This is a genomic window from Bradyrhizobium sp. 14AA (genome assembly GCF_054185205.1).
Map to the genome: position 1 here is coordinate 136,237 of NZ_JAVAYM010000012.1, position 23,293 is coordinate 159,529.

Below are 23,293 nucleotides of genomic sequence, written 5' to 3' on the forward strand. Positions count from 1 at the left end.
CCCCGCGGTCGCTCTTGCGATCCGCCACCGTCGCTTTTGCGACGCGTTCTCAGCAAGCTAGGGCCTTGAGCTTTTTCGAACAATTGACGTAATCTGAGCATGTCCTTTGCAGAATCTGAAAAGATCGATGAATCGCCTCCAGGCCATGGAATTGTTCGTCAACGCGGTCCGCGAGGGCAGCTTTTCCGCGGCCGGGCGCCGCGTCGGGCTCTCGCCGGCGTCGGTGTCGCGCTATATCGGCGAGCTCGAGGCGCAGCTCGGTGTACAACTGCTCAACCGCAGCACGCGCCATCTCGGGCTGACCGATGCCGGCAAGATCTTCTTCCAGCGCACCGAGCAGGTGCTGCACTCCATCGAGGATGCCGAAGCCGCGGCGCTTGCGCTCCAGACCGCGCCACGCGGAACGCTGCGGGTGCACTCGCGGACGCTGTTCGGCATCAAGGTGCTCTCGCCGCTGATCCCTGGCTTTCAGAAGCTCTATCCGGAGTTGAAGGTGGAGCTGCGTCTGTCCGAGCGGCGTCCCCAGCTTCGCGAAGATGAATTCGACGTCGACTTCCAGATCCAGGCGGCGAAAGACCCGGGCCTCATGCAGCGAAGGCTGCTGAGGAGCGAGCGGATTCTCGTGGCGTCACCGGACTATGTCGGCCGGATGCCGAAATTGCGCGAACCGGAGGACATCACCCGGCACAATTGCCTGACCTACTGGATGGGTCCGGACGACGTGGTCTGGAAGTTCATGCACAGGAACAGGCTACGCGAGATCGTCGTGCCGTCGTCCTTCAGCAGCAACAACGGCGTGGTGCTGTGCGAACTCGCCGCGAGCGGGCACGGCATCGCCCTGCTGGATGATTACACCGTGGCAGAGGAGTTGAAGAGTGGACGCCTGATACGTCTGCTGTCGGGCTTTCGGGTGACGAATTCCACCTTCGACGAGGGCATGTATGCGACGTTTCTTCAGAGCAGCTATCTGCCGGAGAAGATCAGGGTGTTCGTGGACTACATGGCCGAGAACGTGCCGAAGCAGGTCAAGCGATCGGCGCGTTAGCCGGGAACGCTAGTCCGAGCTAAACCTGTACGCCGGCAGCCCGCAAACACCGAGGCCTTCGACGGCGAACAGGCCGCCCGCATCCGGGTGGTCGTCCCTGAGGGCGTGGCTGCGTGAAATCGACGTCACGAAGAGATTATCGAGATCGGGCCCTCCGAACGTCACGCTGGTCGGATGACGGGTCGGCATGTCGATCGTCCGCACGATCGTCCCGTCAGGCGCAAATCGCGCGATCTTGCCGATGCGCACGAGCACGGACCAAAGATAGCCTTCCGAATCGATGGTTGCGCCGTCGCAACCCGATTGCTGCGCCTCCGTATCGACGAAAACGCGCTTGTTCGCGAGAGGGCCGTCCTGGCTGTAGTCATAGGCCCAAATGATCCGCCTTGCGCTGTCGGCGAGATAGAAGGTCTGGCCGTCCGGGCTGAAGCATGGTCCGTTGCTCACGGCGAGGTCCGTCTCCAGCAGCTCCACCGCGCCTGATGCGTCCAGGCGATAGAGACCGCCGAGCGGCGCCTCGTCCTGGGCGCGGTCGCCGTGCATCGTGCCCGCCAGGAAACGCCCTTGGGGATCGGCCTTGCCGTCGTTCAGCCGCACCTTCGGGTGGTCGAGCCCGATCGACGGGCCTTCCGTCAGTGCGCGCGGGCCGAAATCGTAGCGCGCAAATCCATGGCGTAGCGCCAGGATCGCGCCGCCATCGCCTCGCAGGGCCATCGAACCGATCGGCGCGGGCACGCTGAATTCGTCGACCGCGCCGGTGACGGGATCGTGCATGTGGATCAATCCGGCCAGCGCGTCGATCCAGAAGAGGCACTTCCGGCGCTCATCCCATACCGGGCTCTCGCCGAGCTGGTCCTTTGTCGCGCCGATGCGCGTGATCCGGATTTCGCTCATGGTTCCTCATGTCGGGTTCGCCGGGCTTGACCGATCGGTCTGCGAAAAACTAGTTTCATTCTGAAGGTTCTCAGGTTGGCGCCCAGCTGACGGATGGATTGCGGATTGCATGACTGAACTGTCGACAATGAAGGATGGCGCTGCGAACCAGGCCGAGGCCTCTGATCGCGTGCTTCAGATCCTCGCCGAGGCCGGACGGCTGTTCGCCAGCAAGGGATTCGAAGGGACGTCGATGCGCGACATCGCGCTCGCCTGCGGCATCTCCAAGTCGCTGCTCTACCATCATTTCTCCAACAAGGACGAGATCTACGCGCGCGTGGCGGTCGGCTCGACGCTCGAACTCTATCTGTTCGTGCGCGATCGCATTCCGGACGGGCCGCCGTCGCAGAAGATCCGCGCGTTCATGGTCGCCACGGCGGAGTATTTCCGGCGCTACCGCTGGGCCTGGATCGCCTCCACGACCGCCTTCTGGAACGATCCGGACCGCCAGCGGCACAAGGAACGGCTGACGCGTCGCGATCGTTTCGAGAATTTTCTGCGTGGCCTGATCCAGGAGGCCATCGACGCCGGCGAAATCCGCAAGGTCGATGTTCCCATGACCGGCCGGCTGATCCTCTCCTCGCTCAACTGGATGCATCGCTGGTACAATCCCAACAAGTCCGCAACCCCCGAGCAGATCGCGGACATCTTCTTCGATATGATTTTCAACGGGCTGCGCAGCGGTGAGTTGGTCGAGCTTCCCGGCGCGGAGCCACCCAAGGAGCCGTCCAGGACAGGTCGGCGCAAATCGCGCTGACCTGGCTGTGGCGGCCATGTCTCATTCCAAGACGATGTTTTGTGCCTTGATCACCGGTCCCCAGAGCGCAGCATCCTTGGTCAGCTGAGCGTCCAACCGATCCGGTGCGCCGGTATCGACCATCAGGCCATCGGTATCGAGTTGCTTTGCGATCTCGGGCTTCTGCACCGCGGCGTTCGCTGCAGCGTTCAGCCGCGCGACGACGTCGCGGGGCGTGCCGGCGGGCGCGTGCAGGGCGGTCCAGAACGATGCCGTGAGGTCGGGATAGCCGGATTCGGCGAGCGTCGGGATATTCGGGAAACTCGCCATACGTTTTTCCGAGGAGAGCGCGAGGATGCGAAGCTGGCCGCCGCGCGCATGCTCGATCACGGCGGCTGGCGTTGCGAAATTGAGGTCGCATTCCCCCGACAGCGTTTCCATGATCGAAGCCGGATTGTTGCGATAGGCGACCTCGGTGACCGCAAATCCCATCGACTTGCCCATCATGATCCCGAACAAATGCGTGACGCTGCCGGGACCGAGCGTGGCGTAGAACAGCGGCTTGTCGCGGCCCTTGGCGTAGGTGACGAAGCTCTTCACGTCGGCGGCCGGTGTCCGCGCGTTCACGGTCAGCGATAGCGGCCCGTTGCAGAGCATGGCGACGGAGGCGAAGTCCTCGAGCTTGTAGGGCAGGTTCTTGCGCAACAGGACGTTCAGCGAGATCGGCCCGGTGCCGCCGGCCAGCAGGACCGATCCGTCCTTCGGCGCGCGCGCGACATATTGCGATCCGACGATGCCGTTGGCGCCCGGCTTGTTGTCGACCAGGACCGGCTGGTCCAGGGTTTCCGCCATTGCCTTCGCGATCGAGCGCATCAGGCTGTCGATGGAGCCACCCGGAGCATAGGGCACGATGATGAAGATCTGCGACGAGCGCGCCCTGACGATCGCAGGCGCGCCAAGCGGGGTGGCGAGGGCGCCGGCGATCAGAGCTGTCGCCTGGCGTCGGCTGATCCTGGGCATGGGAATCCTCCTCAAGGTCGTTGTTTGTTGTTCCGGAATCTATCGACTGACCGATCGGTCGGTCAATAGAAGATCGGCAGGATATTGCCAGCCGCGTTCGTTGGTGCTATCAGCGCAAAAAGCTGACCGATCGGTCAGGCGTAACAAGCAAGACAAGCAGAAGCCCAGGAGGAAGCCATGTCAGAAGATATCGTCACCCTCGAAGTGTCCGACCACATCGCGCTGGTGACGCTGAACCGTCCTCCCGTGAATGCGCTCGATCGCGCGATGCGCGACCGCATCGTGGCCGTGTTCGACGAGATTTCCGAGCGCAGCGACGTCAGGGTCGCGATCCTGACCGGTGCCGGAAAGGTGTTCTGTAGCGGCGCTGACCTAAAGGATCGTCCAGATCCGACTAAGATCGGCGCGTTTCACAGCCATAACCGGATCACGCGCGAGACCGGCAATTGCATCCGTGAATGTTCGAAGCCGGTCATTGCGGCGATCAACGGCGTCGCGCTGGGCGCGGGTGTCGGCCTGATGGCCTCCTGCGACATTTTCTACGCCTGCGAGGAGGCCGTGTTCGGCATGCCCGAGATCAATGTCGGGCTCGCCGGGGGCGCGGCCATGCTGAACACGCTGTTCGGCCGCTCGCTGATGCGCCGCATGTTCTTCACGGGCTATCGCGTGCCGGCCGCCGAGCTCTATCGTCTCGGCATCATCGAGGCCTGCACGACCAAGGAAAACCTGATCCCCGAAGTGATGAAGCTCGCCCGCGAGATCGCGTCCAAGAGCCCGATTGCGATGGAATACGCCAAGAACGCGGCGAACATGGTTGAGCTGATGCCGCCGCGGGATGCCTATCGCTTCGAGCAGAACATCACGATGGCATTGTCCAAGACGGAGGACGCCAAGGAAGCGCGGATGGCGTTCCTGGAGAAGCGCGCGCCGGTGTTCAAGGGGCGCTGAGATGCGGCCGGGAGAAGGTCTCGACGCGCTGATGTCGCCGCGCTCGATCGCGATCATCGGCGCCTCGCAGGAGGCGACCAAGATCGGCGGGCGGCCGGTCGACCTGCTGCGCCGTCACGGCTATGCAGGCCGCATCTATCCGGTCAATCCGAAGGCCGCGACGGTGCAGGGCCTGAAGGCCTACGCTTCCGTCGCCGAGGTGCCGGAGGCGCCGGACCTTGCCATCATCGCGGTTGACGCGGAGCGCGCTGGCGAGGCGGTGGAGCAGTGCGCCGCACGCGGCGTCCGCAGCGTCGTCGTGTTCTCGTCGGGCTTTGCCGAGCTTGGTGAGCAGGGCCGCGTGATGCAGGAGCGGCTGCGCGTGGCCGCACACAATGGCGGCATGCGCCTGCTGGGGCCGAACTGCCTCGGCGCGGTCAGCATCGCCGAGAAGAGTATCGCGACGTTTTCGATCGTGCTCGAGCACAGCATGCCGGCGGCCGGTTCACTCGGCATCGTGTCGCAGAGCGGCAATCTCGGCAGCTACACCATGCGGCTCGCCAGTGAGCGGGGCGTCGGCGTCAGCCGCTTCATCACCACGGGCAACGAATGCGACGTCGACATCGCCGACGGCATTGCCTGGATGGCGCGCGATCCCGCCACCAAGGTCATCCTGTGCTGCCTCGAAGCGTGCCGCGATGCCGGCCGTCTGATTTCCGCGCTGGAGGAGGCGCGCGATGCCGGCAAGCCCGTCATCGCCATGAAGATCGGGACGTCGGCGGCAGGCCAGGCCGCCGCCGCTTCGCACACTGGAGCCATGGCGGGATCGGACGCCGTGTTCGATGCGCTGTTTGCCCGCTGTGGCGCGGTGCGCGTCCGCAGCATCGACGAGCTCATCGATCTCGGTCATGCGGCATCGATCCTGCTGCCGGACCGGCTGCCGAAGGGACCGGGTGTGGCGATCCTCACGGCGTCTGGCGGCTTCGGCGTGCTACTCGCGGATGCCGCGCAATCAGTCGGGTTGACGCTGCCGGAACTCGGACAGGACACGCAGCGGAAAATTCTGGAGCTGGTGCCCTTTGCTTCGGCCCGCAATCCGGTCGACGCCACGGCGCAGATGTCGAGCCGTCCCGATCTTCTGGCGAAGATCATGTCCGCCGTCGTGGCCGACGAGCGCGCCGACACGGTGATCCTGCCGCTGCCGTTCTCGCTGCATCTGCCGCGCTTGCGCTCGATCTATATGGACACGCTGCGCAACATCCGCGCGGAATTCCCGCACCGTCCGGTCATCCTGTGCGTCGACGGTCCGAAGGACGCGTTGACCGAGCTGCACGCGCTCGGCTTTCCGACGGTGGAAAGCTTCGATGGCTGCTGCGCGACCGTCGCTGCGCTGGTGCGATTGCAGGCGGTGTCGCAGCGTCCGCAGGAGGCGCCCGCGGCAGTTGGGCCGGCGGGTCCACTTGCCGCTGATGCGTTCCGTCACGAGCTTGGCGCCAAGCGCGCGCTTGCCGATGCCGGCGTTCCGGTCCTGGCCGAGCGTCTCGTGCAGGACGTCGATGCGGCGGCGCGTGCCGCCACCGAGATCGGCTATCCCGTGGTGCTGAAAATCGCATCGCCCGATCTCCCGCACAAGACGGAGGCCGGCGGCGTGGTCGTGGGCGTCGGTTCGGAAGCCGAGGTTCGGCGCGCCTATGCCCAGATGCGCGATCGCGTCGCCACCAGGGCGCCGCACGCCACGATTGATGGTGTGATCGTGGCGCCGATGGCCAAGGGGATCGCCGAGCTGATCCTCGGTAGCCGCATCGATCCGGTGTTCGGGCCGGTGGTGATGGTCGGCCTTGGCGGCATCTTCGCGGAGATCCTCCAGGACTCCGCCGTGCAGATGGCGCCGGTCAGCGAGACGCAGGCCATGGCGATGCTGACATCGCTCAAGGCGTTCGCTGTGCTCGACGGCGCGCGCGGCCGGCCGCGGGCCGACCTCGCAGCCGCGGCGCAGGCCCTTGCGGCATTGTCGCGCTTTGCCGCCGAGCATGCCGACACGATCGCCGAGATCGACGTCAATCCGCTGCTGCTGCGCGCAGAAGGCGAGGGAGCCGTGGCGCTCGATGCGCTGCTGATCCCGCGCGGTGCGCCGCCAACCCACTGAACTCAACAAATAGAGCCGGCAGAAGCCGGCCTAGAGGAAACGTGTAAAAGCAGGAGGAAGCAGTGAAGAGATCGATAATCACGGCGCTCGGCATGATTGCCTTGCTGCTCACGATTGCGCCGCTGTCCGCACAGGGCATCTCCGGCGACGTCGTCAAGATCGGCATCATGAACGACCAGAACGGTCCCTATGCCGACAATTGCGGCCTCGGCTCGGTCGCGGCCGCCAAGCTCGCGGTCGCCGATTTCGGCGGAACGGTCGGCGGCAAGAAGATCGAGCTCGTGATCGCCGACGACCAGAACAAGCCCGATGTCGGCGTCGCCATCGCGCTGCGCTGGCTCGACAATGAAGGCGTCGATGCCATCGTCGGCTGCTCGGCGTCCTCGATCGCGCTGGCGGTGCAGGACATCATGAAGAACCGCAAGAAGCCCTACTTGCTGGCCGGCACGGCGGGCTCGTTCTTCACCAACGACAAATGCTCGCCGATGACCACACAATGGGTGGTCGATACTTATGCCCAGCCGAAGGCCACGGTGAAAGCGCTGCTCGCGCAGGGCATCGATACCTGGTTCTTCCTGACGGTCGATTATGCCTTCGGCAAGGCCTGGCAGTCGGATGCGACGAAGTTCATCGAAGCGGGAGGCGGCAAGGTGCTCGGCTCGGTGCTGCACCCTCTGAATTCGTCGGATCTCTCCTCGTTCCTGCTGACGGCGCAGGCCAGCGGCGCCAAGGCGATTGCGCTCGCCAATTCGGGCGCGGACTTCGCCAATGCGATCAAGCAGGCGCAGGAGTTCGGGCTGACCAAGTCGCAATTGCTCGTTCCGCTCGGCCTCATGATCAGCCAGACGCATGGGATTGGCCTCAAAGACCTCCAGAACGTGCGGCTGACGACGCCCTTCTATTGGGACATGACTCCGGAGAGCCGGGCCTTTGCCAAGCGCTATGCCGACGCGACCAACGGTCAGCTGCTCAACGAGGGCAAGTCGGCCACCTACAGCGCCATCACGCATTATCTGAAGGCGGTGGCCGCGGCCGGTTCCGACGATGGCGATGCCGTGATGCGGCAGATGAAGAACACGCCGGTCAACGATTTCGAGATGAAGAATGTCGCGATCAGGGCCGACGGCCAGGTGATGCGTCCGCTGTATGTCGCGCGGATCAAGGCGCCGGCGGAGTCCAAATACACTTACGACTATTACGACATCACCGGCACGATCGCGCCCGACGATGCGTGGCGGCCGGCGTCGGAGAGCGCCTGCGACCTTCTCAAGTCGCAGTGACGAGCGGACGGTGCGGCGGGCATGGCGGCACATAGGGCGAAAGCAGGAAGCAGGCGATGAGTGTACTTGAAGCGGTATCGACGCAATCCATCGCGGGCGAGAACCTGACGGGCGTAGCCTATCGCGATGCGATGCATCGCTGGCTGCATGCCAATCTGCCCGGCAGTTTCCGCAGCGACAGCGCCGCTTTCGCCTCGCCCACGCTCCAGCAATCCGTCGCCTGGGAGGCGGCGATGTACCGTGCTGGCTTGACGGGCATCACCTGGCCGCAGGCCTATAGCGGGCATGGCCGCACCTTGCGCGAACATCTCATCGCCAATCAGGAGATCGGCCGGCTCGCGATGCCGGAGAGCGTCAATTCGATCGGCAAGGAGCTCGCCGGTCCCATCATTCTCGCGGTGGGGACCGAAGAGCAGAAGCGCCGCTTCTTGCCCGCGATCCTGGAGATGCGCAACATCTGGTGCCAGGGATTTTCGGAGCCCGAGGCCGGCTCCGACCTCGCCGGGCTTCGCACCCGCGCCACGCGGAGCGGCGACCAGTGGCGCATCAATGGCCAGAAGATCTGGACTAGCGGCGCGTACCGGGCGCAGCGTTGCCTGGTGCTCGCGCGCACCGGAGCACTGGAGGACCGCCATCGCGGCCTTGCCATGTTCGCGGTGCCGCTCGATGCGAAGGGCGTGCGGGTGCGGACCATCAAGTCGATCGACGGACGCGAGAGTTTTTGCGAGGTCTTCTTCGACGAGGTCGAGGTCGCCCAAGCCGATGCGATCGGCGCGCCGGACGAGGGCTGGGCCGCCGCCATCCGCGTGCTTGAGATCGAGCGCGCGACCAACCGCATGTATCGCGCCTGGCGATTCGAGAACGAGCTGCGTCATCTGATTTCGGCCTGCAAGGCGGATCCGACGTTGTCGCAGATGGTCGCGGACCGGCAGTATGCGGTCAGGCTCGGTGAGGTCGCGGTCGAGATCGAGGTGCTGAAGGCGCATGTCGAGACCGCCGTCGACGCGCTCGCGAACGGCGACAAGATCGGCGCGCGCGGCAGTCTTGCGAAGCTCTACTGGAGCGAATCGCATCAGCGCTTCGCGGCGCTCGCGATTGAATTGCTCTCGCAGGCCTCGTTGCCGCAGAAGGCGGCAGTCAAGGTGGCGCGGCGACGCTTTGAGGCCATCTACCTCCAGGCGCGCGCCGAGACCATTTACGCAGGCACGACTGAGATCCAGCTCGGCATCATCGCCGATCGTATCCTCCAGCTGTCGAGGGGCAAATAATGGTCTCCCAGCTCATGGCCTCGTCGCAAACCGCAAGGAGCCGCTGATGTCCGACGGCCGGAGCGGAGCTGCGGGCTTGCTGAGAGATCGCCTCGTCGTGGTGACGGGAGCGGGCCAGGGGATCGGACGCGCAATCGCGCTCGGCCTTGCCGCCGCCGGGGCGAGAGTTGTCCTGACCGATCTGCGACAGGACCGGGCAGAGTCCGCCGCTCGCGAGATGAGGGACGGAGGCAGGGAGGCGGTCGCCTATTCTCTCGACGTGACGGATGCTCAGGCCTGTAGCGAGGTGGCGAGGCGCGTGGACGAGGAGATCGGTCCCGCCGACGTCATCGTCAACAACGCCGGCATCATCATTCGGGAGCCGATCGACAGCCCGCGCGCGCACGAAAACTGGCGCCAGGTGTTCGACGTGAACGTCAACGGCACTTTCAACGTGGTTCACGCCTTCATTCCTGCGCTGCGCAAGACGCGGGGCGCCATCATCAACGTTGCTTCGGTCGCCGCCTTTGGCGGCATGGGCGGCACGCTCGGCTATTCGCCGTCCAAGGGAGCGGTGAGGCTGTTCACGCAGGCGCTTGCCCGCGATCTCGCGCCTGACGGCATCAGGGTCAACGCCGTCGCGCCCGGCATCATCGCGACCGAGATGAGCGAGTTCACGCGCGACAATCCGGCGAGGCTCTCCGGCCTGATGGCGCGCACCCCGATGAGGCGCGTGGGCCAGCCCGACGAGATTGCCGGGCCGGTGATCTTTCTCGCCTCGGCGATGGCGTCCTATGTCAACGGCGTCATCCTGCCCGTCGATGGCGGGTATCTCGCCTAGCGAGCAGTTGCAGTCGCACAGTTCTTGAAGAGGATAATGATGACCATGGCCGGCGAAGGACTTCAGCCCGACGAGTTCGCGGCAACCGCAGCGCGCGCAGTGATCGCATGTGCGGGTTTGGACGTGCGCGAACAGGCGCAGAAGCTCGCCGATGATGGCCTGCTCGGCGTCCTCGCCGGGGAGGAGGTCGGGGGACTTGCGCTGCCGCTCGGCTTCGCGGTTCCGGTGATCGCGGCTGCAAATTCCGGATTGCTCGGGTTTCCGCTGCTGGAGTCCATTCTCGTCGGCCGCCTGCTCCAGCCGTCGCTGACGCGTCTTGCCGCTGCGATCGTTTCCGGGGAGACATTGGCGACGATCGCCTGGCAGGGTGAGGCCACCGCCGAACGGGAGGGCGGATTGCTGCTGCTGAGCGGCTCGGTCGCGCGCGCGCCCTGCGCGGCGCAGGCTGACTACATCCTGGTGCGGATGAAGGCGGGCACCGCTGCATTGATCGCGACCAATGCCGAGGGCATTGTGGTGGAAGAGGCTGAAGGCCTCGATCTGACGGTGCCGGAGCATGCGGTGCGGCTGGAGAAAGTCGAAGTTCCCATTGGCTCCATCCTGCCGGCCGACACCTGGGACTTGCTCAACTCGGACGCCAATTTGCTCCGCGCCGCGGCCATCCTGGGATCGGCCGAGGCATGTCTGTCGCTGGCGCAGGAACATGCGTCGACGCGCCGTCAGTTCGGCCACGCACTGTCCTACAACCAGGCCATCCGTCACGCGCTGGCGCGCCAGAAGCTCGGGCTCGAGAGCATCCGTCACGCGATCACCCGGAGCCTGTCCGGGGATGGCGGCCCCGTCCAGCGCGATGCAGCGTTCCTGGCAGCAGCGACCTATGGCAGTTCGATCAGCGAAGGCGCGCTGCAGATCCACGGCGGCATGGGCTTTACCTGGGATGTCCCGGTGCATCGTCATTTGCGCCGCATCCGCACGCTCCAGGCGCAAGGCGATGCCAGTGGCCTGATCGGCGCGTTCGGACGCCGTTACGTATCGGAAGTTGCTCCGTTTGCTGAAGCGGGAGCGTGAAGGAGATGACCATGACCGAGACCAGGGATCAGACGCTCGCAGGCCGCGTCGCACTCGTCACGGGTGCCGGAAACGGCATCGGCCGCGCAACGGCGCTCAAGCTTGCCGCGCGCGGCGCGATCGTCGGCATCAACGATCTGAAGGCGGAATTCGTCGACGCCACGGTGGAGGCAATCAAGGCCTCGGGCGGCAACGCGGTTCCGGTGGCGCAGGACGTGTCCAGCCGCGACGGCATGCGGCAAGCCGTGCTTGGATTGGCCGAACGGCAAGGGCGTTTTGACATCCTCGTCAACAACGCGGCCTGGGTCCGCTATCAGTCGGTCGCGGACATCGCGCCGGAAACCGTCGAGCGCATGCTCAACATCGGCTTCAAGGCGGTGATGTGGGGCATCCAGGCCGCCGCGGAGGTCATGGATGCGCAACGTGGTGGCGCCATCGTCAACGTCGCTTCGGTGGCCGGTCTGCTGTCGGCCAAGAACAGCATCGTCTACAGCGGGATCAAGGCCGGTGTCATGGGCATCACCCGGGCTGCCGCGGCGGAGCTCGGCGAGCGCAACATCCGCGTCAACGCGGTGGCGCCGTCGGCTATTCCGACCGAGGGAACGATGCGCAACCGCAACGCCGAACTCGACGCGCGCCGGATTGCGCGGACGCCGCTGGGGCGGCTCGGTACGGTCGACGACATCGCCAAGGCGATCTGCTTCCTCGCCGGCGACGAGAGCAGCTTCATCTCCGCGCAGGTGCTCACCGTCGATGGCGGGATCACCCTGACGAACATTGCCTGACGGTGCGATCACGATGTCCCATCTGACGCCGGAACAAGAGGTGTTGAAAGAAGCCTACATCAAGGCGCGCGGCTATTGGCGGCCCTGGACGGAAGGCCTGCTGCGTTTCGATCCCGAGTTTCTGCAGACCTACGGCAAATATGCAGGCTATGCCGCAGAGAAGGGACCGCTGTCTCGCAAGATGTGCGAGCTGATCTACGTCGCCCTCGACGGCTCCTCGACGCATCTGTTCCGCTCCGGGCTCGCCCTCCATCTCCGGCTTGCGCTTCAGGAGGGCGCGTCGGCTCGGGAGATTATGGACGTGTTTCGGCTCGCGACGGCGCAGGGGCTGGATGGCTGCAATCTCGGCATCGGCATTCTCGCAGAGGAATTGGCAAGCGCGGGCCTGGACGTCGACCTCCCAGCGCTCTCGGACAAGCAGAAGGCGCTGCGGGATGCCTACGTAGCGCAATTCGGGGATTGGCCTGACTTCTGCGAGCAGTGGCTGCGGCGCGATCCCGGCTATTTCGCCGTCTTGCTCGATCTCCTTGCGGGCGGACAGTCTGAAGGCGGTCTGGACAAACCATCGCAATGCCTGATCTCAATCGCGCTGAATGCCTGCTTCACGGCGCTCGACCCGCATGGGCTGCGGGTCCAGATCAAGCGGGCGCTGCGGCTCGGCATCGGCCAGCGCGAGATCCTTCAGGTTCTGCAGATGACCGCGCACCTTGGCGTCCACGCCTGCGCCTTCGGCGTGCCCGTCCTGATGGAAGCGCTCGATGAGCGCTCCGGGAAGGCCGGAGCGAGCGAGCAGAGCGAAGAAGCGGGCGAGCGAGGAGGACGGGAATGAAGGGATTGGCGATCCGCAATCAGAGGGCATTCGCATCCGGCACTCTGTTCCTTGCCTTTGCAATCTTCTTCTTCGTGACGGCGCTACAGTACCCCGCAGGTACCGCCGCGAAGATGGGGCCTGGATATTTCCCGCGCCTGCTCGCAATCGTGCTCGCCGTCATCGGTGTTGCCGTTATCCTCAGTGCAGTGAGGCCCAGCGCGGGCCGGGAGGCGCTGCGCAACTGGGATATCAAGGGACTCGCCTGGATCACCGGGTCCGTGATCCTGTTCGGTGCTCTGCTATTCCCGCTCGGTCTGGTCGGCGCTCTGTTCGTGCTGATCATGGTGTCGAGCAGGGCCAGTCACGAATTCACCTGGATCGGAGCGCTGACGAACGCGGCCGTGCTCATCGCGCTGTGCCTGGCCGTCTTCGTCTACGGTCTCGGGCTGCCGCTGCCCGTGTGGCCTTCACTCGTCAACTGAGCGAGCCGATCGATGGATCTCTTCCACAATCTGGCGATCGGCTTTGCCACGGCTGCCCAGCCCGTCAACCTGCTCTACGCCTTCTTCGGCTGCCTGCTCGGCACCCTGATCGGCGTGCTTCCGGGCCTCGGTCCGCTCGCGACCATCGCGATGCTGCTGCCGATCACCTATGCGCTGCCGCCGGACGCCGCGCTGATCATGCTCGCCGGCATCTATTACGGCGCGCAGTATGGCGGCTCGACCACGGCCATCGTCGTCAATCTGCCCGGCGAGTCCTCGTCCGTCGTGACCACGATCGACGGTTATCAGATGGCGAAGCAGGGCCGCGCCGGTGTGGCGCTCTCAACCGCCGCGATCGGCTCGTTCTTCGCCGGATGCGTGGCGACGCTCGCGCTGGCAGCCCTTGCAGGCCCGCTGACCGCAACGGCCCTGCTGTTCGGCCCCAAGGAATTCTTCGCGCTCATGATCCTCGGCCTGATCCTCGCCTCGGTGCTGTCGAGCGGGCCGTTCATCGAGGGCATCGGCATGGTCGTGCTCGGCATGTTGCTCAGCCTCGTTGGCACCGATTTGAACAGCGGCAGCCAGCGCTTTGCCTTCGGCGTTCCCCAGCTGTTCGACGGTCTCGATTTTGTGCCGCTGGCGATGGGCATCTTCGGCTTCGCCGAGATCGTCAAGAATCTCGAACAGGACGACAAGCTGTCGCTGGTGACCCAGAAGATCACCAATCTGTTTCCGACCCGCGAGGATTTCCGCCGCATGGTGCCAGCGATGCTGCGCGGCACGACGCTCGGCACGCTGCTGGGAGTCCTGCCCGGCGGCGGCGCGGTGCTCTCGTCCTTTGCCTCCTATACGCTCGAGAAGAAGCTGTCGCGGCATCCCGAAGAGTTCGGCAAGGGTGCCATCGAGGGCGTCGCAGGCCCGGAATCCGCGAACAACGCCGGCGCGCAAACCTCGTTCATCCCGCTGCTGACGCTCGGGGTTCCCTCCAACGTCGTGATGGCCCTGATGGTCGGCGCCATGAACATCCACAACATCCATCCGGGCCCGGAGGTGATGACGAAGAACCCGACGCTGTTCTGGGGCCTGATCGCCTCGATGTGGGTCGGCAATCTCATGCTGCTGATCCTCAATCTTCCGCTGGTCGGCCTCTGGGTGAAGCTGCTCACCATTCCCTACCGCTATCTGTTCCCCGCGATCATGGTGTTCTGCTCGATCGGCGTCTATTCCATCAACAGCGGAACCTTCGAGGTCTATGAGGCGGCCGTGTTCTGCGTGTTCGGCTACGTCCTGATCAAGCTGCAACTGCCGGCGGCGCCGCTGCTGCTCGGTCTGGTTCTGGGCCCCGCGATCGAAGAAAACTTCCGCCGGGCCATGGTGTTGTCGCGCGGCGATGCCACCGTGCTGCTCACTTCGCCGCTCTCGGCGAGCCTGCTGGCTGCGGCCGCCATCGCGATCCTCCTGATCATGCTGCCGACGATCCGCGCGCGGCGCGAGGAGGCGCTCCAGGAATGATGTCGGGCAAGAAGGTCATCTGACCGGCCGCGCGCGCTCCTATTGCCGGGCCGCGATGGCGGTCATCTCGAGCTTGACGCCCGGACCGAGGTCGGCGACGCCGACTGCAGCGCGCGCCGGCAGATGAGCTTCTGCGAAGTGCGCCTTCCAGGCCGCATTGAACTCCGCCTTCTCTTTCAGGTCCGTCATGTAGATGGTCACCTGCAAGACGTTGGCTGAGTCGGATCCGAGGGTCTTCAGCAGCCGCCCCAGCTGCCCGAGAACGTCGTTAGCCTGGCCCGACATGTCGAGGCTGGTGTCCTCGGGGACGATTCCGCCGATGTAGAGCACACCGTTGTGCTCGACCACTTCGTGGAGCAGTCCTTCGTAGGGCAAGACGCGCTGGATCATGATGAGACCGGTGTTGCTTGAGGGGATGGGCGGCATATCGCACATTTCCATGTCGGTGTCGTTGGATGAGATTTCGCGCGCTTGCAAACGGCTCGACCGGGACATTCCGAAGGCGATCCGATAAGGCTTTGAAAATAAATGAATAAATTGGCGACAGAATCGTCGTCGATGGCCCGCCGAATGTTCACCAAGATGTCCTTGCGCACGAGAGCCCAGCATTTCCGCCGGCCCTGATCCCGACGACATCGGAGGATGGATCGGTATACTGCCACCGGAATTGACTCGGGGGCGGCTGGACCGCGCCCCGGAACAAGGATCAGGCGATGGACGATACGATTGGCTTCCCCGACCCCGGCCTCGACCTGTCGGACGGCTTCAAGCCGCACACCTCGCATTGGGGCGTGTTTTCCGCGCGCCAAAGCGAAGCCGGGCTTGAGGTGAGGGCCTATGCGGGCGATCCCGATCCGAACGGCATCATCGATAATTTCCCCGGCGCGCTCCGTCACCAGGCGCGCATTGCCCAGCCGGCGATCCGCCGCGGCTGGCTCGAGCGCGGGCCCGGTCCGGACGATCGTCGCGGCCGCGACGAATTCGTCTCCGTCAGCTGGGAGAAGGCGCTCGATCTCCTCGGCGGCGAGCTGTCGCGCATCCGTGACACGCGCGGTCCCGGCGCCGTGTTCGGCGGCTCCTATGGCTGGTCGAGCGCGGGCCGCTTCCATCACGCCCAGAGCCAGGTGCATCGCTTCCTCAACATCGCGATGGGCGGCTATGTGCGCTCGGTGAACACGTACTCCTCCGGCGCGTCCTCGGTGCTGCTGCCGCAGATCCTGGCGGGCTACGAGGACATCACCAAGCGCAACGTCACCTGGGAGCAGATCGCCGCTGACACCGACATCGTGCTGGCGTTCGGCGGCATGGCGCTGAAGAATTCGATGGTGGCCGGCGGCTCGATCAGCAAGCATGTCGAGCGCGGCGCCATGGAGGCGGCGCGTCGGCGTGGCTGCGAGTTCGTCCTGGTCAGCCCGCTCCGTGACGATCTTCCCGTCGAAGCCGGTGCCGAATGGATGACCTGCGTGCCCGGCACCGACACCGCGCTGATGCTCGGCATCGTCCACACGCTCGTGAGCGAGGGGCTGCACGACCAGGCTTTCCTCGATCGCTACACCGAAGGTTGGCCCGTCTTCCTGCGCTATCTCACCGGCGAGAGCGATGGACAGGCAAAGCACGCCGAATGGGCCGCCGCGATCTCAGGCGTCGCGGCGCAGACGATCCGCGAGCTGGCGCGTCGCGTTGCCGGAAAGCGTGCGCTGATCACCGTCTCCCATTCGCTCCAGCGCGCCGAGCATGGCGAGCAGCCGGTGTGGATGGGCATGGTGCTGGCGGCCGCGCTCGGCCAGATCGGCCTGCCCGGCGGCGGCTACGCCTATTCGCTCGGGGCGATCGGCTATTACGGCCGTCGCGTCAACGACGTGCCGGGGCCGACGCTGGGGCAGGGCCGCAATGGCGTCGCCGATTTCATTCCGGTGGCGCGCATCGCCGACATGCTGCTCAACCCCGGCAGCACCTATCGCTACAATGGCGAGACGCGCACCTATCCCGACATCCGTCTCGTCTACTGGGCCGGCGGCAATCCCTTCCATCACCACCAGGACATCAACCGCCTGCGCAGGGCCTTCGCGCAGCTCGACACGTTCGTCGTGCACGAGCTCGCCTGGACCGCGACGGCGCGGCACGCCGACATCGTGCTGCCCGCGACGATGACGCTGGAGCGCGAGGACATCGGCTATTCCACCAATGATCCGCTGATGGTCGCCATGCACCGGATCGCCGAGCCGTTCGGCCTTGCGCGCGACGACTACGATATCTTCGCCGATCTCGCCGACCGCCTTGGCGCGCGCGAACCCTTCACCGAAGGCCGCACCTCGCGGGAGTGGCTGCAACATCTCTATGAGCCGACTCGCGCCTCGCTCGCCAAGCGCGGCCTGGAGGCGCCGAGCTTCGACGAATTCTGGCAACGCGGCAGCCTGGTCGTGCCGCAGCAGCCCGACGACGGCGGCCGGCTGCGCCGCTTCCGCGAGGATCCGGCCGATCACGCCCTGCCGACGCCGAGCGGTCGCATCGAGATCTTCTCGCAGAAGATCGCTGCTCATGGCGATGCGGATTGCCCCGGTCATCCGGTCTGGCTGGAGAAGACCGACATGCCCAAACCCGGCGCGCCGTGCTTCCTCGTCGCCAACCAGCCGGTGACGCGCCTGCACAGCCAGCTCGATTTCGGCGGCCATTCGCTTGGAGCGAAGCATCGCGGCCGAGAGGTCGCGCGCATGAATCCGCGCGATGCTGATGCACGCGGCATCAAGGACGGCGACATCATTCGCCTGTTCAACGATCGCGGCGCCTGCCTCGCCGCAGTCCACGTCACCGACGGCATCGCGCCCGGCGTGGTGCAGCTGCCGACCGGCGCCTGGTACGACCCGATGGACCCCGAGGACGACGCGCCGCTCTGCGTGCACGGCAATCCGAACGTGCTCACCCGCGATGTCGGTACTTCATCGTTCGCGCAGGGCTGTACCGGTCAGCTGACGGTGGTTGAGGTCGAGAAGTTCACCGGCAACCTGCCGCCGATCCGGGCGTTCGATCCGGTGTAGGAAGCGTCGGTGTCGTAGCCCGGGTGAGCGCAGCGATACCCGGGAAACCCCGTGCAAAGATCCCGGATATCGCTGCGCTCATCCGGGCTACGCGCATCTCGATTCTTCTGCTCCGTCATGCGAGCGCAGCGCGCACCAAGAAAAAGGGGCCGTCCTGTGTACGAGCAGGAACGGCCCCGAGAGGCTCGCGGGCCCGGGAGGAGGAGGGCGCGAGCCGGCCGGATGCTACGCCGCTGCGCTGGCGATCCAGTCCCCCGCCGGAGATAGACGGCGCCGTGGCGGCGCTTCGGCCTCACGGTGTTCACCCTTGCTGACGAGCCGCCAGCGTGCCGGAGACTGGCCGCTGATGCGCTTGAAGACGGTCGAGAAATGCGCCTGCGTGCTGAAGCCGACGGCGAGCGCGATCTCGGCCAACGGCCGCTCGGTGGTTGCGAGCAGCGTCTTGGCATGCCCGATGCGGTGATTGAGCAGATATTCGCGCGGACGATAACCGGTCGCGGCGCGGAATTGTGCCGCGAAGTGCATCCTGGACAGGCCGGCGACATTGGCGAGCTCGGACAGGCTGACGCAGCGGTCGAAATGATCCGCGATATATTGCTCGACGCGGCGCAGCCGCCATTTCGGCAAGGCGTTGACCCTGGCGCGCGGCAATTCCAGCCGGGTGAGATGCATCGCAAGGGTCTGGCCGATGCAGCGCATGAACTGGTGATCCGTAGCGTCAGCATGTTCGACGAGCGCCTTGGCAAGCTCGGCCGCGAGCGGGTCGCGCAACAGGACGAGGTCGTGCAGTCCTTCGGTCGCGGGGAATTGCTCCGGAAAATGGTCGGTGGAGATGTGGAAGTGCAGGAAGGCGCATGGCGACTGGAATTGTGCACCGAGAGGCTTCGACGGCGCACTGACATAGAGCGTGCCCGCCGGCATGGTGCCGTCGAAAATGATCTGGCGGTCCCGGGTCAGTTTCACACGCGTGGTCTTCAGGGCGATGCCGACGAAATAGCGGTCCTCGGGCGTCGTCGCTTCGTGCAACGAGATGTCTCGCAGGTCTTCCCATCGCGAGATCACGATGTCCTCGAGGGGCGCCTCCGGGTTGCGATCGACCTGACGCCATTGGCCCTCCCGGGCGATCGCCTGTGTTGCTTCAAGGACCTCGAGATCTCGCGGGCTGCGCGGAAAATCGATCCAGGCACGCGCCGCTTGCAAATTGGTCAACATCGTTCGTCCTCTCCTGGCTTTGCCGCTGTTTGCGACCGGCAAACGCGGCAAAACCCACGCTTTCCATGCTGAGAGGATAGGCGCGCGTTGGCCAGGAAGCCCGTTAGTGGTGATTAGGATCTGTTAGTTTTTGTGCACGCATGTCGGGTGCGACGGCTGGTCGCAGACAGTGCAATTGTGTCAAAGTTTCCAATTGTTTGGGCGCGATTTGAGAATTCGCGCGGCGATCGGTGTGCAGGCATGAGATCGGCCCAGTGCGTTCACTGGATCCGCGGCTCGTGCTGAATGAGCGGATTGCTTGATCAAGTGGAAGCGAAAGCCCGACGGATTGATCGGTCCGCCGGGCTTCGTCTGCGTGGTGCTAGCTTGCGGCCGCCACGTCGAGGATCGCATCGGCAAAGGCCTTCGGCGCCTCCTGCGGCAGATTGTGTCCGATGCCGCCCTTGATGCTCCGGTGCGAATAGTGCCCCGAGAATTTCTTGGCGTAGGCCGACGGCTCCGGATGCGGTGCGCCGTTGGCATCACCTTCCATGGTGATCGTGGGCACGGTGATCACGGGAGCCTGCGCCAGCCGCGTCTCGTATGCGTCGTATTTCGCCTCGCCCTCGGCAAGGGAGAGCCGCCAGCGATAATTGTGGACCACGATCGCGACATGATCCGGATTGTCGAACGCCCTGGCGCTGCGCTCGAAGGTGGCATCGTCGAAGTGCCATTGCGGCGAAGCGAGCTGCCAGATCAGCTTCGAGAAGTCGCGGCGGTATTTGTCGTAGCCTTCGCGGCCGCGCTCGGTCGCGAAATAGAACTGATACCACCATTGCAGCTCCGCCTTCGGCGGCAGCGGCATCTTGCCGGCCTGCTGGCTGCCGATCAGATAGCCGCTCACCGAGACCATCGCCTTGACGCGTTCCGGCCAGAGTGCAGCGACGATGTTGGCGGTGCGTGCACCCCAGTCGAAGCCTGCGACAGTGGCCTTCTCGAGCTTGAGCGCGTCCATCAGCGCGATGATGTCGGTCGCGATCGCCGCCGGCTGCCCGTTTCGGATTGTCGTGTCGGAGAGGAAACGTGTGCTGCCATAGCCGCGCAAATAGGGGATGATCACGCGATGGCCGGCCGCCGCAAGCAGCGGTGCGACGTCGACAAAGGCATAGATGTCGTAGGGCCAGCCGTGCAGCAGGATCACCGGCGGACCGTCGGCGGGGCCCGCCTCGGCATAGCCGACGTTGAGGAGGCCGGCGTCGATCTGCTTCAGGGACCCAAACGCCGTGTTGGTTCCCGGCTTGACACCGCCGGCGGGCTTAGCCGGCTTGGCCGTCTCCGCAGCGGCCGGCGCGGTCAGCGAAAGCTGGGCTGCTGCGAACGTCATGGCGGCGCTTCCGAAGAAGCGGCGGCGTTCACGGTCGATGTTGTCGGACATGTATTTCTCCTCTCGTCCTTGCAAGACGCGCGGCCGCTCGCCGCGCTGTCGCACCTCGTATCGTCGATCGTCGACGTCAGCCCTTGGGCCCGTCCAGTCGCGCCAGGAAGTCGCGGACCAGCGCGGCGATCTCGTCGGTGGCTTCATCCAGCGCGAAGTGTCCGGCTTCGAGAATGTGAATCTCGGCATCCGGCACATCGTCGCGATAGGCGGTGGCGCCGGCAACGGTGAAGGACGGGTCGTATCGGCCCCAGACCACCAGCGTCGGCGGCCGCGTCTTGCGCAGCCAGTCCTGCCATTTGGGATAGGAAGCGACGTTGGTCCGGTAGTCCAGGAACAGCGTGGTCTGGATCTCGGCCTGGCCGGGATGCGTCAGGAACGCGTATTCGTCGGTCCAGGTGTCGGGATCATAGCGCTCGGGGTGCGGGCTGGAGCCGAGATGCCGCTGACGCGTCGCCTCCAGGGAAGTGAAATTGGCCTTGAGTGCGTCGATCTCATGCGCGGGATCGGCCCAGTATTTGCGACGCGCCTCCCAGAGCGGGCTCAAGCCTTGCTCATGCGAAACGGCATTCTGGACGATGATCGCGCGGACGCGTTCGGGGTGGGCCAGCGCCATGCGGAAGCCGACAGGGCCGCCATAGTCCTGCATGAACAGGACGTAGTCGTTCAGGCCGAGCTTGTTCGTGAGTTCACCCATCACGCCGGCGATGTTGTCGAACGTATAGGCGAAATCGGACGGCGGCGGCGCGCTGCTGTTGCCGAAGCCGGGATAGTCCGGCGCGATCAAATGATATTTATCGGCGAGCAGCGGCAGCAGAGGCTCCCACATCCGCGACGACGAGGGAAAGCCGTGGAGCAGCAGCACCGTCGGCGCGTTGGCTGGCCCGGCCTCGCGGTAGAATACCTTGAGGCCCTGGATGTCGACGGTGTGATAGCTGATCGAGCGCCGGCTCGATCGCAGGTCGTCCGCCGAGGCCTGCGCGGTCGCGCAGGCGATGGCGGCTGAATGGGCAGGTGCAACCGGAGTCTTCATGTCGTTGCGCCTTCTATATCTCAAGCGATGGTCGAGGGAAGATGGCTGGCTGGCAGCCACGAAGATGTGTTGGCCGGCAGCCGCCTCCTTTCTGAAGGATATCGCGGCGTCGAGAGGCGCCATCGCGGGCGCCTCTCGAAATCGACTGCTTCGAGAACTTACGAAGCGCGCGCCATCGGCTTGCCCTTGAGGGCAGCCAGCAGGGCCTCCGCCGCCGGGCCCGAGGAGTGCGGGTTCTGGCCTGTGATGAGCTGGCCGGCCTTGACGACGTGCACGCCCCAGTTTGCCGTTTTCGAGAAGACGGCACCGAGCTTCAGCATCTCGTCCTCGACGAGGAAGGGAACCACCTTGGTCAGGCCGACGTCCTCTTCCTCCCCGTTGGTGAATCCGGTGACTTCCTTGCCCTGGACCAGCGGCTTGCCATCGGGCGTCTTGACGTGACGCAGCGCACCGGTCGAATGACATACGACGGCGATGGTCTTGCCGGCGGCGAGGAACGACTCGATCAGCTTGACCGAGTGCTTGTCTTCGGCGAGGTCCCACATCGGGCCGTGACCGCCGGGATAGAAAACGGTGTCGAAGTCTTCCTGCCTGACGCTGTCGAGGCGCACGGTCTTGGCGAGCTGGGCTTCCGCCGCTGCGTCCGCCTCGAAGCGCCGCGTCAGGTCGGTGCGGAACTCGGGCTCGTTGCTCTTGGGATCGAGCGGCGGGCGACCGCCCTTGGGCGAAGCGAGGGTGATCTCGGCGCCGGTATCCTTGAAGACGAAATAGGGAGCGGCCAGCTCTTCGAGCCAGAAGCCCGTCTTGCGTCCGGTGTTGCCCAGCTGATCGTGCGAGGTGATGACCATCAGTATTTTCATGACGTCGGTTCCCGTGATTGCATTGCTGGATGACGCGCTTTCACGTGGCGAAGGCGCGCCGGTTGCAAGTCTTCGTCGAGCTCGTGCGTTCGCGCTCGCAAACGCAATCTGCACCCAAGTCGTGCGGTTGGCTCGTTATGTCCTGTTAGACGTTGCGAGTGCGCGCGTATGTCGCGGCTACTCGAAGACGGCGTCGAAGATCTCGACGTCCATCAGCACGGGCTTGGCGATGACGGTTCCGTCCGGTCGCAGCGTCTGCGCACGTCGAAGCGTCGGCACCACGATGCCGCCGAAGCTGTCGTGAGCCCAGGAATAGTGGGCGACCTTCGTCCCGAAGAGATCGTGATCCGTCCGCCGTTGCAGCGCGCTCTCGTCGAAATAGAAGATCTGGTCGGGCGCGAGCGTGATGAGGTGTGCCGGGAACTGTGCCCGCAGCCGGCGCCATGTCTCGCTGCTCTCGCGCCACGGCGTAAGCTCCTCCGTGACGACGTCGGGATGGGCGAGGAGGAATGGACTGGTCAGATAGTTCCAGATCGCGACGCCACAGAAGAAGACGAGGTGCAGTTCGTCCGCGAGCGCAGGAGAGCCGGCCTCGGAAAATGCCAGGCTCGGATTACGCCAGGTCCGCAAGACCTCGCCATCCAGGCTTTCGATCGTGATCGCATCCGGCTGAAAGGAGCCGGAGTATTCGCCTCCGGTAATGCCGGTGAAGCGGACCGATTGCGTCCGGATCGAGCCTTCCGCGGTCACGTCCTTGAATTCCCGGGCGTGGCCGGCACTGGAGAACAGCGTTCCGCCGACGGACAAATGGAGCGTGAACCGGTTCAAGCTGTTCCAGCGGGCGAGGCCGCCGCTGGCATCGATTACATCGTCGAGAAGGGCCATGTCCCGCCATATCCACCGTGA

General features: G+C 65.0%; 21 protein-coding genes. 13 read left to right on the forward strand and 8 right to left on the reverse strand.

The genetic code is table 11. The features are described 5' to 3' along the window. The first annotated feature begins 127 nt into the window (after window positions 1–127). Window positions 128–1,045, forward strand: a complete 918-nt coding sequence (locus tag RAD15_RS22215; protein ID WP_458180309.1) for a LysR family transcriptional regulator — start codon at window positions 128–130, stop codon at window positions 1,043–1,045. A gap of 9 nt (window positions 1,046–1,054) precedes the next feature. Here RAD15_RS22215 and RAD15_RS22220 read toward each other — a convergent pair whose 3' ends face one another. Beyond that, on the reverse strand, window positions 1,055–1,939 hold the full coding sequence (locus RAD15_RS22220) for an SMP-30/gluconolactonase/LRE family protein (RefSeq protein WP_458180310.1): 885 nt from the start codon (window positions 1,937–1,939) through the stop codon (window positions 1,055–1,057). 109 nt (window positions 1,940–2,048) lie between these two features. Here RAD15_RS22220 and RAD15_RS22225 point away from each other — a divergent pair, with 109 nt between their 5' ends. Continuing rightward, window positions 2,049–2,735 carry a TetR/AcrR family transcriptional regulator gene (locus RAD15_RS22225; RefSeq protein WP_458180311.1) on the forward strand — a complete coding sequence of 229 codons (687 nt, stop codon included), beginning with the start codon at window positions 2,049–2,051 and terminating at the stop codon, window positions 2,733–2,735. Between the two features lie 21 nt (window positions 2,736–2,756). Here the strand turns inward: RAD15_RS22225 and RAD15_RS22230 are convergent, their stop codons facing one another. Then, on the reverse strand, window positions 2,757–3,734 hold the full coding sequence (locus RAD15_RS22230) for a tripartite tricarboxylate transporter substrate binding protein (protein ID WP_458180312.1): 978 nt from the start codon (window positions 3,732–3,734) through the stop codon (window positions 2,757–2,759). A gap of 177 nt (window positions 3,735–3,911) precedes the next feature. Here RAD15_RS22230 and RAD15_RS22235 point away from each other — a divergent pair, with 177 nt between their 5' ends. The 10 genes from RAD15_RS22235 to RAD15_RS22280 all read left to right on the forward strand — a co-directional run bounded on the left by RAD15_RS22235 (window position 3,912) and on the right by RAD15_RS22280 (window position 14,833). Continuing rightward, entirely contained in the window at window positions 3,912–4,682 is a 771-nt protein-coding gene (locus tag RAD15_RS22235; RefSeq protein ID WP_458180313.1) for an enoyl-CoA hydratase/isomerase family protein, read from the forward strand. A gap of 1 nt (window position 4,683) precedes the next feature. Then, window positions 4,684–6,807 carry an acetate--CoA ligase family protein gene (locus RAD15_RS22240; protein ID WP_458180314.1) on the forward strand — a complete coding sequence of 708 codons (2,124 nt, stop codon included), beginning with the start codon at window positions 4,684–4,686 and terminating at the stop codon, window positions 6,805–6,807. Window positions 6,808–6,869: 62 nt separating this feature from the next. Then, a complete protein-coding gene (locus tag RAD15_RS22245) occupies window positions 6,870–8,087 on the forward strand; it encodes an ABC transporter substrate-binding protein (protein ID WP_458180315.1) in 1,218 nt (405 codons plus the stop codon). Between the two features lie 56 nt (window positions 8,088–8,143). Next, window positions 8,144–9,355, forward strand: a complete 1,212-nt coding sequence (locus RAD15_RS22250) for an acyl-CoA dehydrogenase (protein WP_458180316.1) — start codon at window positions 8,144–8,146, stop codon at window positions 9,353–9,355. Between the two features lie 46 nt (window positions 9,356–9,401). Next, entirely contained in the window at window positions 9,402–10,175 is a 774-nt protein-coding gene (locus tag RAD15_RS22255) for an SDR family NAD(P)-dependent oxidoreductase (RefSeq protein WP_458180317.1), read from the forward strand. A 36-nt stretch (window positions 10,176–10,211) separates the two neighbouring features. After that, the gene (locus RAD15_RS22260; protein WP_458180318.1) at window positions 10,212–11,243 is read left to right on the forward strand and encodes an acyl-CoA dehydrogenase family protein; all 1,032 of its coding nucleotides are present in this window, start codon (window positions 10,212–10,214) and stop codon (window positions 11,241–11,243) included. An 11-nt stretch (window positions 11,244–11,254) separates the two neighbouring features. Beyond that, window positions 11,255–12,028 carry an SDR family NAD(P)-dependent oxidoreductase gene (locus RAD15_RS22265; RefSeq protein ID WP_458180319.1) on the forward strand — a complete coding sequence of 258 codons (774 nt, stop codon included), beginning with the start codon at window positions 11,255–11,257 and terminating at the stop codon, window positions 12,026–12,028. Between the two features lie 13 nt (window positions 12,029–12,041). Continuing rightward, window positions 12,042–12,857, forward strand: a complete 816-nt coding sequence (locus tag RAD15_RS22270) for a carboxymuconolactone decarboxylase family protein (RefSeq protein WP_458180320.1) — start codon at window positions 12,042–12,044, stop codon at window positions 12,855–12,857. Then, the gene (locus RAD15_RS22275) at window positions 12,854–13,321 is read left to right on the forward strand and encodes a tripartite tricarboxylate transporter TctB family protein (RefSeq protein ID WP_458180321.1); all 468 of its coding nucleotides are present in this window, start codon (window positions 12,854–12,856) and stop codon (window positions 13,319–13,321) included. The genes RAD15_RS22270 and RAD15_RS22275 overlap by 4 nt, the downstream gene beginning before the upstream one ends. Before the next feature lie 12 nt (window positions 13,322–13,333). Beyond that, on the forward strand, window positions 13,334–14,833 hold the full coding sequence (locus tag RAD15_RS22280; RefSeq protein WP_458180322.1) for a tripartite tricarboxylate transporter permease: 1,500 nt from the start codon (window positions 13,334–13,336) through the stop codon (window positions 14,831–14,833). 39 nt (window positions 14,834–14,872) lie between these two features. Here the strand turns inward: RAD15_RS22280 and RAD15_RS22285 are convergent, their stop codons facing one another. Then, entirely contained in the window at window positions 14,873–15,442 is a 570-nt protein-coding gene (locus tag RAD15_RS22285; protein ID WP_458180323.1) for a RidA family protein, read from the reverse strand. Window positions 15,443–15,546: 104 nt separating this feature from the next. Here RAD15_RS22285 and RAD15_RS22290 point away from each other — a divergent pair, with 104 nt between their 5' ends. Next, complete coding sequence (locus tag RAD15_RS22290) at window positions 15,547–17,868, forward strand: molybdopterin guanine dinucleotide-containing S/N-oxide reductase (protein WP_458180324.1); 2,322 nt, start codon at window positions 15,547–15,549, stop codon at window positions 17,866–17,868. A gap of 225 nt (window positions 17,869–18,093) precedes the next feature. Here the strand turns inward: RAD15_RS22290 and RAD15_RS22295 are convergent, their stop codons facing one another. The 5 genes from RAD15_RS22295 to RAD15_RS22315 form a co-directional block, all read right to left on the reverse strand. After that, the gene (locus tag RAD15_RS22295) at window positions 18,094–19,080 is read right to left on the reverse strand and encodes a helix-turn-helix domain-containing protein (RefSeq protein ID WP_458180325.1); all 987 of its coding nucleotides are present in this window, start codon (window positions 19,078–19,080) and stop codon (window positions 18,094–18,096) included. A gap of 361 nt (window positions 19,081–19,441) precedes the next feature. After that, complete coding sequence (locus RAD15_RS22300) at window positions 19,442–20,494, reverse strand: alpha/beta fold hydrolase (protein WP_458180327.1); 1,053 nt, start codon at window positions 20,492–20,494, stop codon at window positions 19,442–19,444. A 76-nt stretch (window positions 20,495–20,570) separates the two neighbouring features. Further along, the gene (locus RAD15_RS22305) at window positions 20,571–21,527 is read right to left on the reverse strand and encodes an alpha/beta fold hydrolase (protein ID WP_458180328.1); all 957 of its coding nucleotides are present in this window, start codon (window positions 21,525–21,527) and stop codon (window positions 20,571–20,573) included. A gap of 158 nt (window positions 21,528–21,685) precedes the next feature. Next, window positions 21,686–22,387: a type 1 glutamine amidotransferase domain-containing protein gene (locus RAD15_RS22310; RefSeq protein ID WP_458180329.1), complete on the reverse strand. Its 702-nt coding sequence runs from the start codon at window positions 22,385–22,387 to the stop codon at window positions 21,686–21,688. 177 nt (window positions 22,388–22,564) lie between these two features. After that, entirely contained in the window at window positions 22,565–23,272 is a 708-nt protein-coding gene (locus RAD15_RS22315; protein ID WP_458180330.1) for a hypothetical protein, read from the reverse strand. Between the last annotated feature and the right edge of the window lie 21 nt (window positions 23,273–23,293).

What these genes read in the sequence shown, in the direction of transcription:
- RAD15_RS22215 (WP_458180309.1), top strand. Translation starts at nt 128, where the DNA reads ATGAATCGCCTCCAGGCCATGGAATTGTTCGTCAACGCGGTCCGCGAG.
- RAD15_RS22220 (WP_458180310.1), bottom strand. Translation starts at nt 1,939, where the DNA reads ATGAGCGAAATCCGGATCACGCGCATCGGCGCGACAAAGGACCAGCTC.
- RAD15_RS22225 (WP_458180311.1), top strand. Translation starts at nt 2,049, where the DNA reads ATGACTGAACTGTCGACAATGAAGGATGGCGCTGCGAACCAGGCCGAG.
- RAD15_RS22230 (WP_458180312.1), bottom strand. Translation starts at nt 3,734, where the DNA reads ATGCCCAGGATCAGCCGACGCCAGGCGACAGCTCTGATCGCCGGCGCC.
- RAD15_RS22235 (WP_458180313.1), top strand. Translation starts at nt 3,912, where the DNA reads ATGTCAGAAGATATCGTCACCCTCGAAGTGTCCGACCACATCGCGCTG.
- RAD15_RS22240 (WP_458180314.1), top strand. Translation starts at nt 4,684, where the DNA reads ATGCGGCCGGGAGAAGGTCTCGACGCGCTGATGTCGCCGCGCTCGATC.
- RAD15_RS22250 (WP_458180316.1), top strand. Translation starts at nt 8,144, where the DNA reads ATGAGTGTACTTGAAGCGGTATCGACGCAATCCATCGCGGGCGAGAAC.
- RAD15_RS22255 (WP_458180317.1), top strand. Translation starts at nt 9,402, where the DNA reads ATGTCCGACGGCCGGAGCGGAGCTGCGGGCTTGCTGAGAGATCGCCTC.
- RAD15_RS22260 (WP_458180318.1), top strand. Translation starts at nt 10,212, where the DNA reads ATGATGACCATGGCCGGCGAAGGACTTCAGCCCGACGAGTTCGCGGCA.
- RAD15_RS22265 (WP_458180319.1), top strand. Translation starts at nt 11,255, where the DNA reads ATGACCGAGACCAGGGATCAGACGCTCGCAGGCCGCGTCGCACTCGTC.
- RAD15_RS22270 (WP_458180320.1), top strand. Translation starts at nt 12,042, where the DNA reads ATGTCCCATCTGACGCCGGAACAAGAGGTGTTGAAAGAAGCCTACATC.
- RAD15_RS22275 (WP_458180321.1), top strand. Translation starts at nt 12,854, where the DNA reads ATGAAGGGATTGGCGATCCGCAATCAGAGGGCATTCGCATCCGGCACT.
- RAD15_RS22280 (WP_458180322.1), top strand. Translation starts at nt 13,334, where the DNA reads ATGGATCTCTTCCACAATCTGGCGATCGGCTTTGCCACGGCTGCCCAG.
- RAD15_RS22285 (WP_458180323.1), bottom strand. Translation starts at nt 15,442, where the DNA reads ATGCTGGGCTCTCGTGCGCAAGGACATCTTGGTGAACATTCGGCGGGC.
- RAD15_RS22290 (WP_458180324.1), top strand. Translation starts at nt 15,547, where the DNA reads ATGGACGATACGATTGGCTTCCCCGACCCCGGCCTCGACCTGTCGGAC.
- RAD15_RS22295 (WP_458180325.1), bottom strand. Translation starts at nt 19,080, where the DNA reads ATGTTGACCAATTTGCAAGCGGCGCGTGCCTGGATCGATTTTCCGCGC.
- RAD15_RS22300 (WP_458180327.1), bottom strand. Translation starts at nt 20,494, where the DNA reads ATGTCCGACAACATCGACCGTGAACGCCGCCGCTTCTTCGGAAGCGCC.
- RAD15_RS22305 (WP_458180328.1), bottom strand. Translation starts at nt 21,527, where the DNA reads ATGAAGACTCCGGTTGCACCTGCCCATTCAGCCGCCATCGCCTGCGCG.
- RAD15_RS22310 (WP_458180329.1), bottom strand. Translation starts at nt 22,387, where the DNA reads ATGAAAATACTGATGGTCATCACCTCGCACGATCAGCTGGGCAACACC.
- RAD15_RS22315 (WP_458180330.1), bottom strand. Translation starts at nt 23,272, where the DNA reads ATGGCCCTTCTCGACGATGTAATCGATGCCAGCGGCGGCCTCGCCCGC.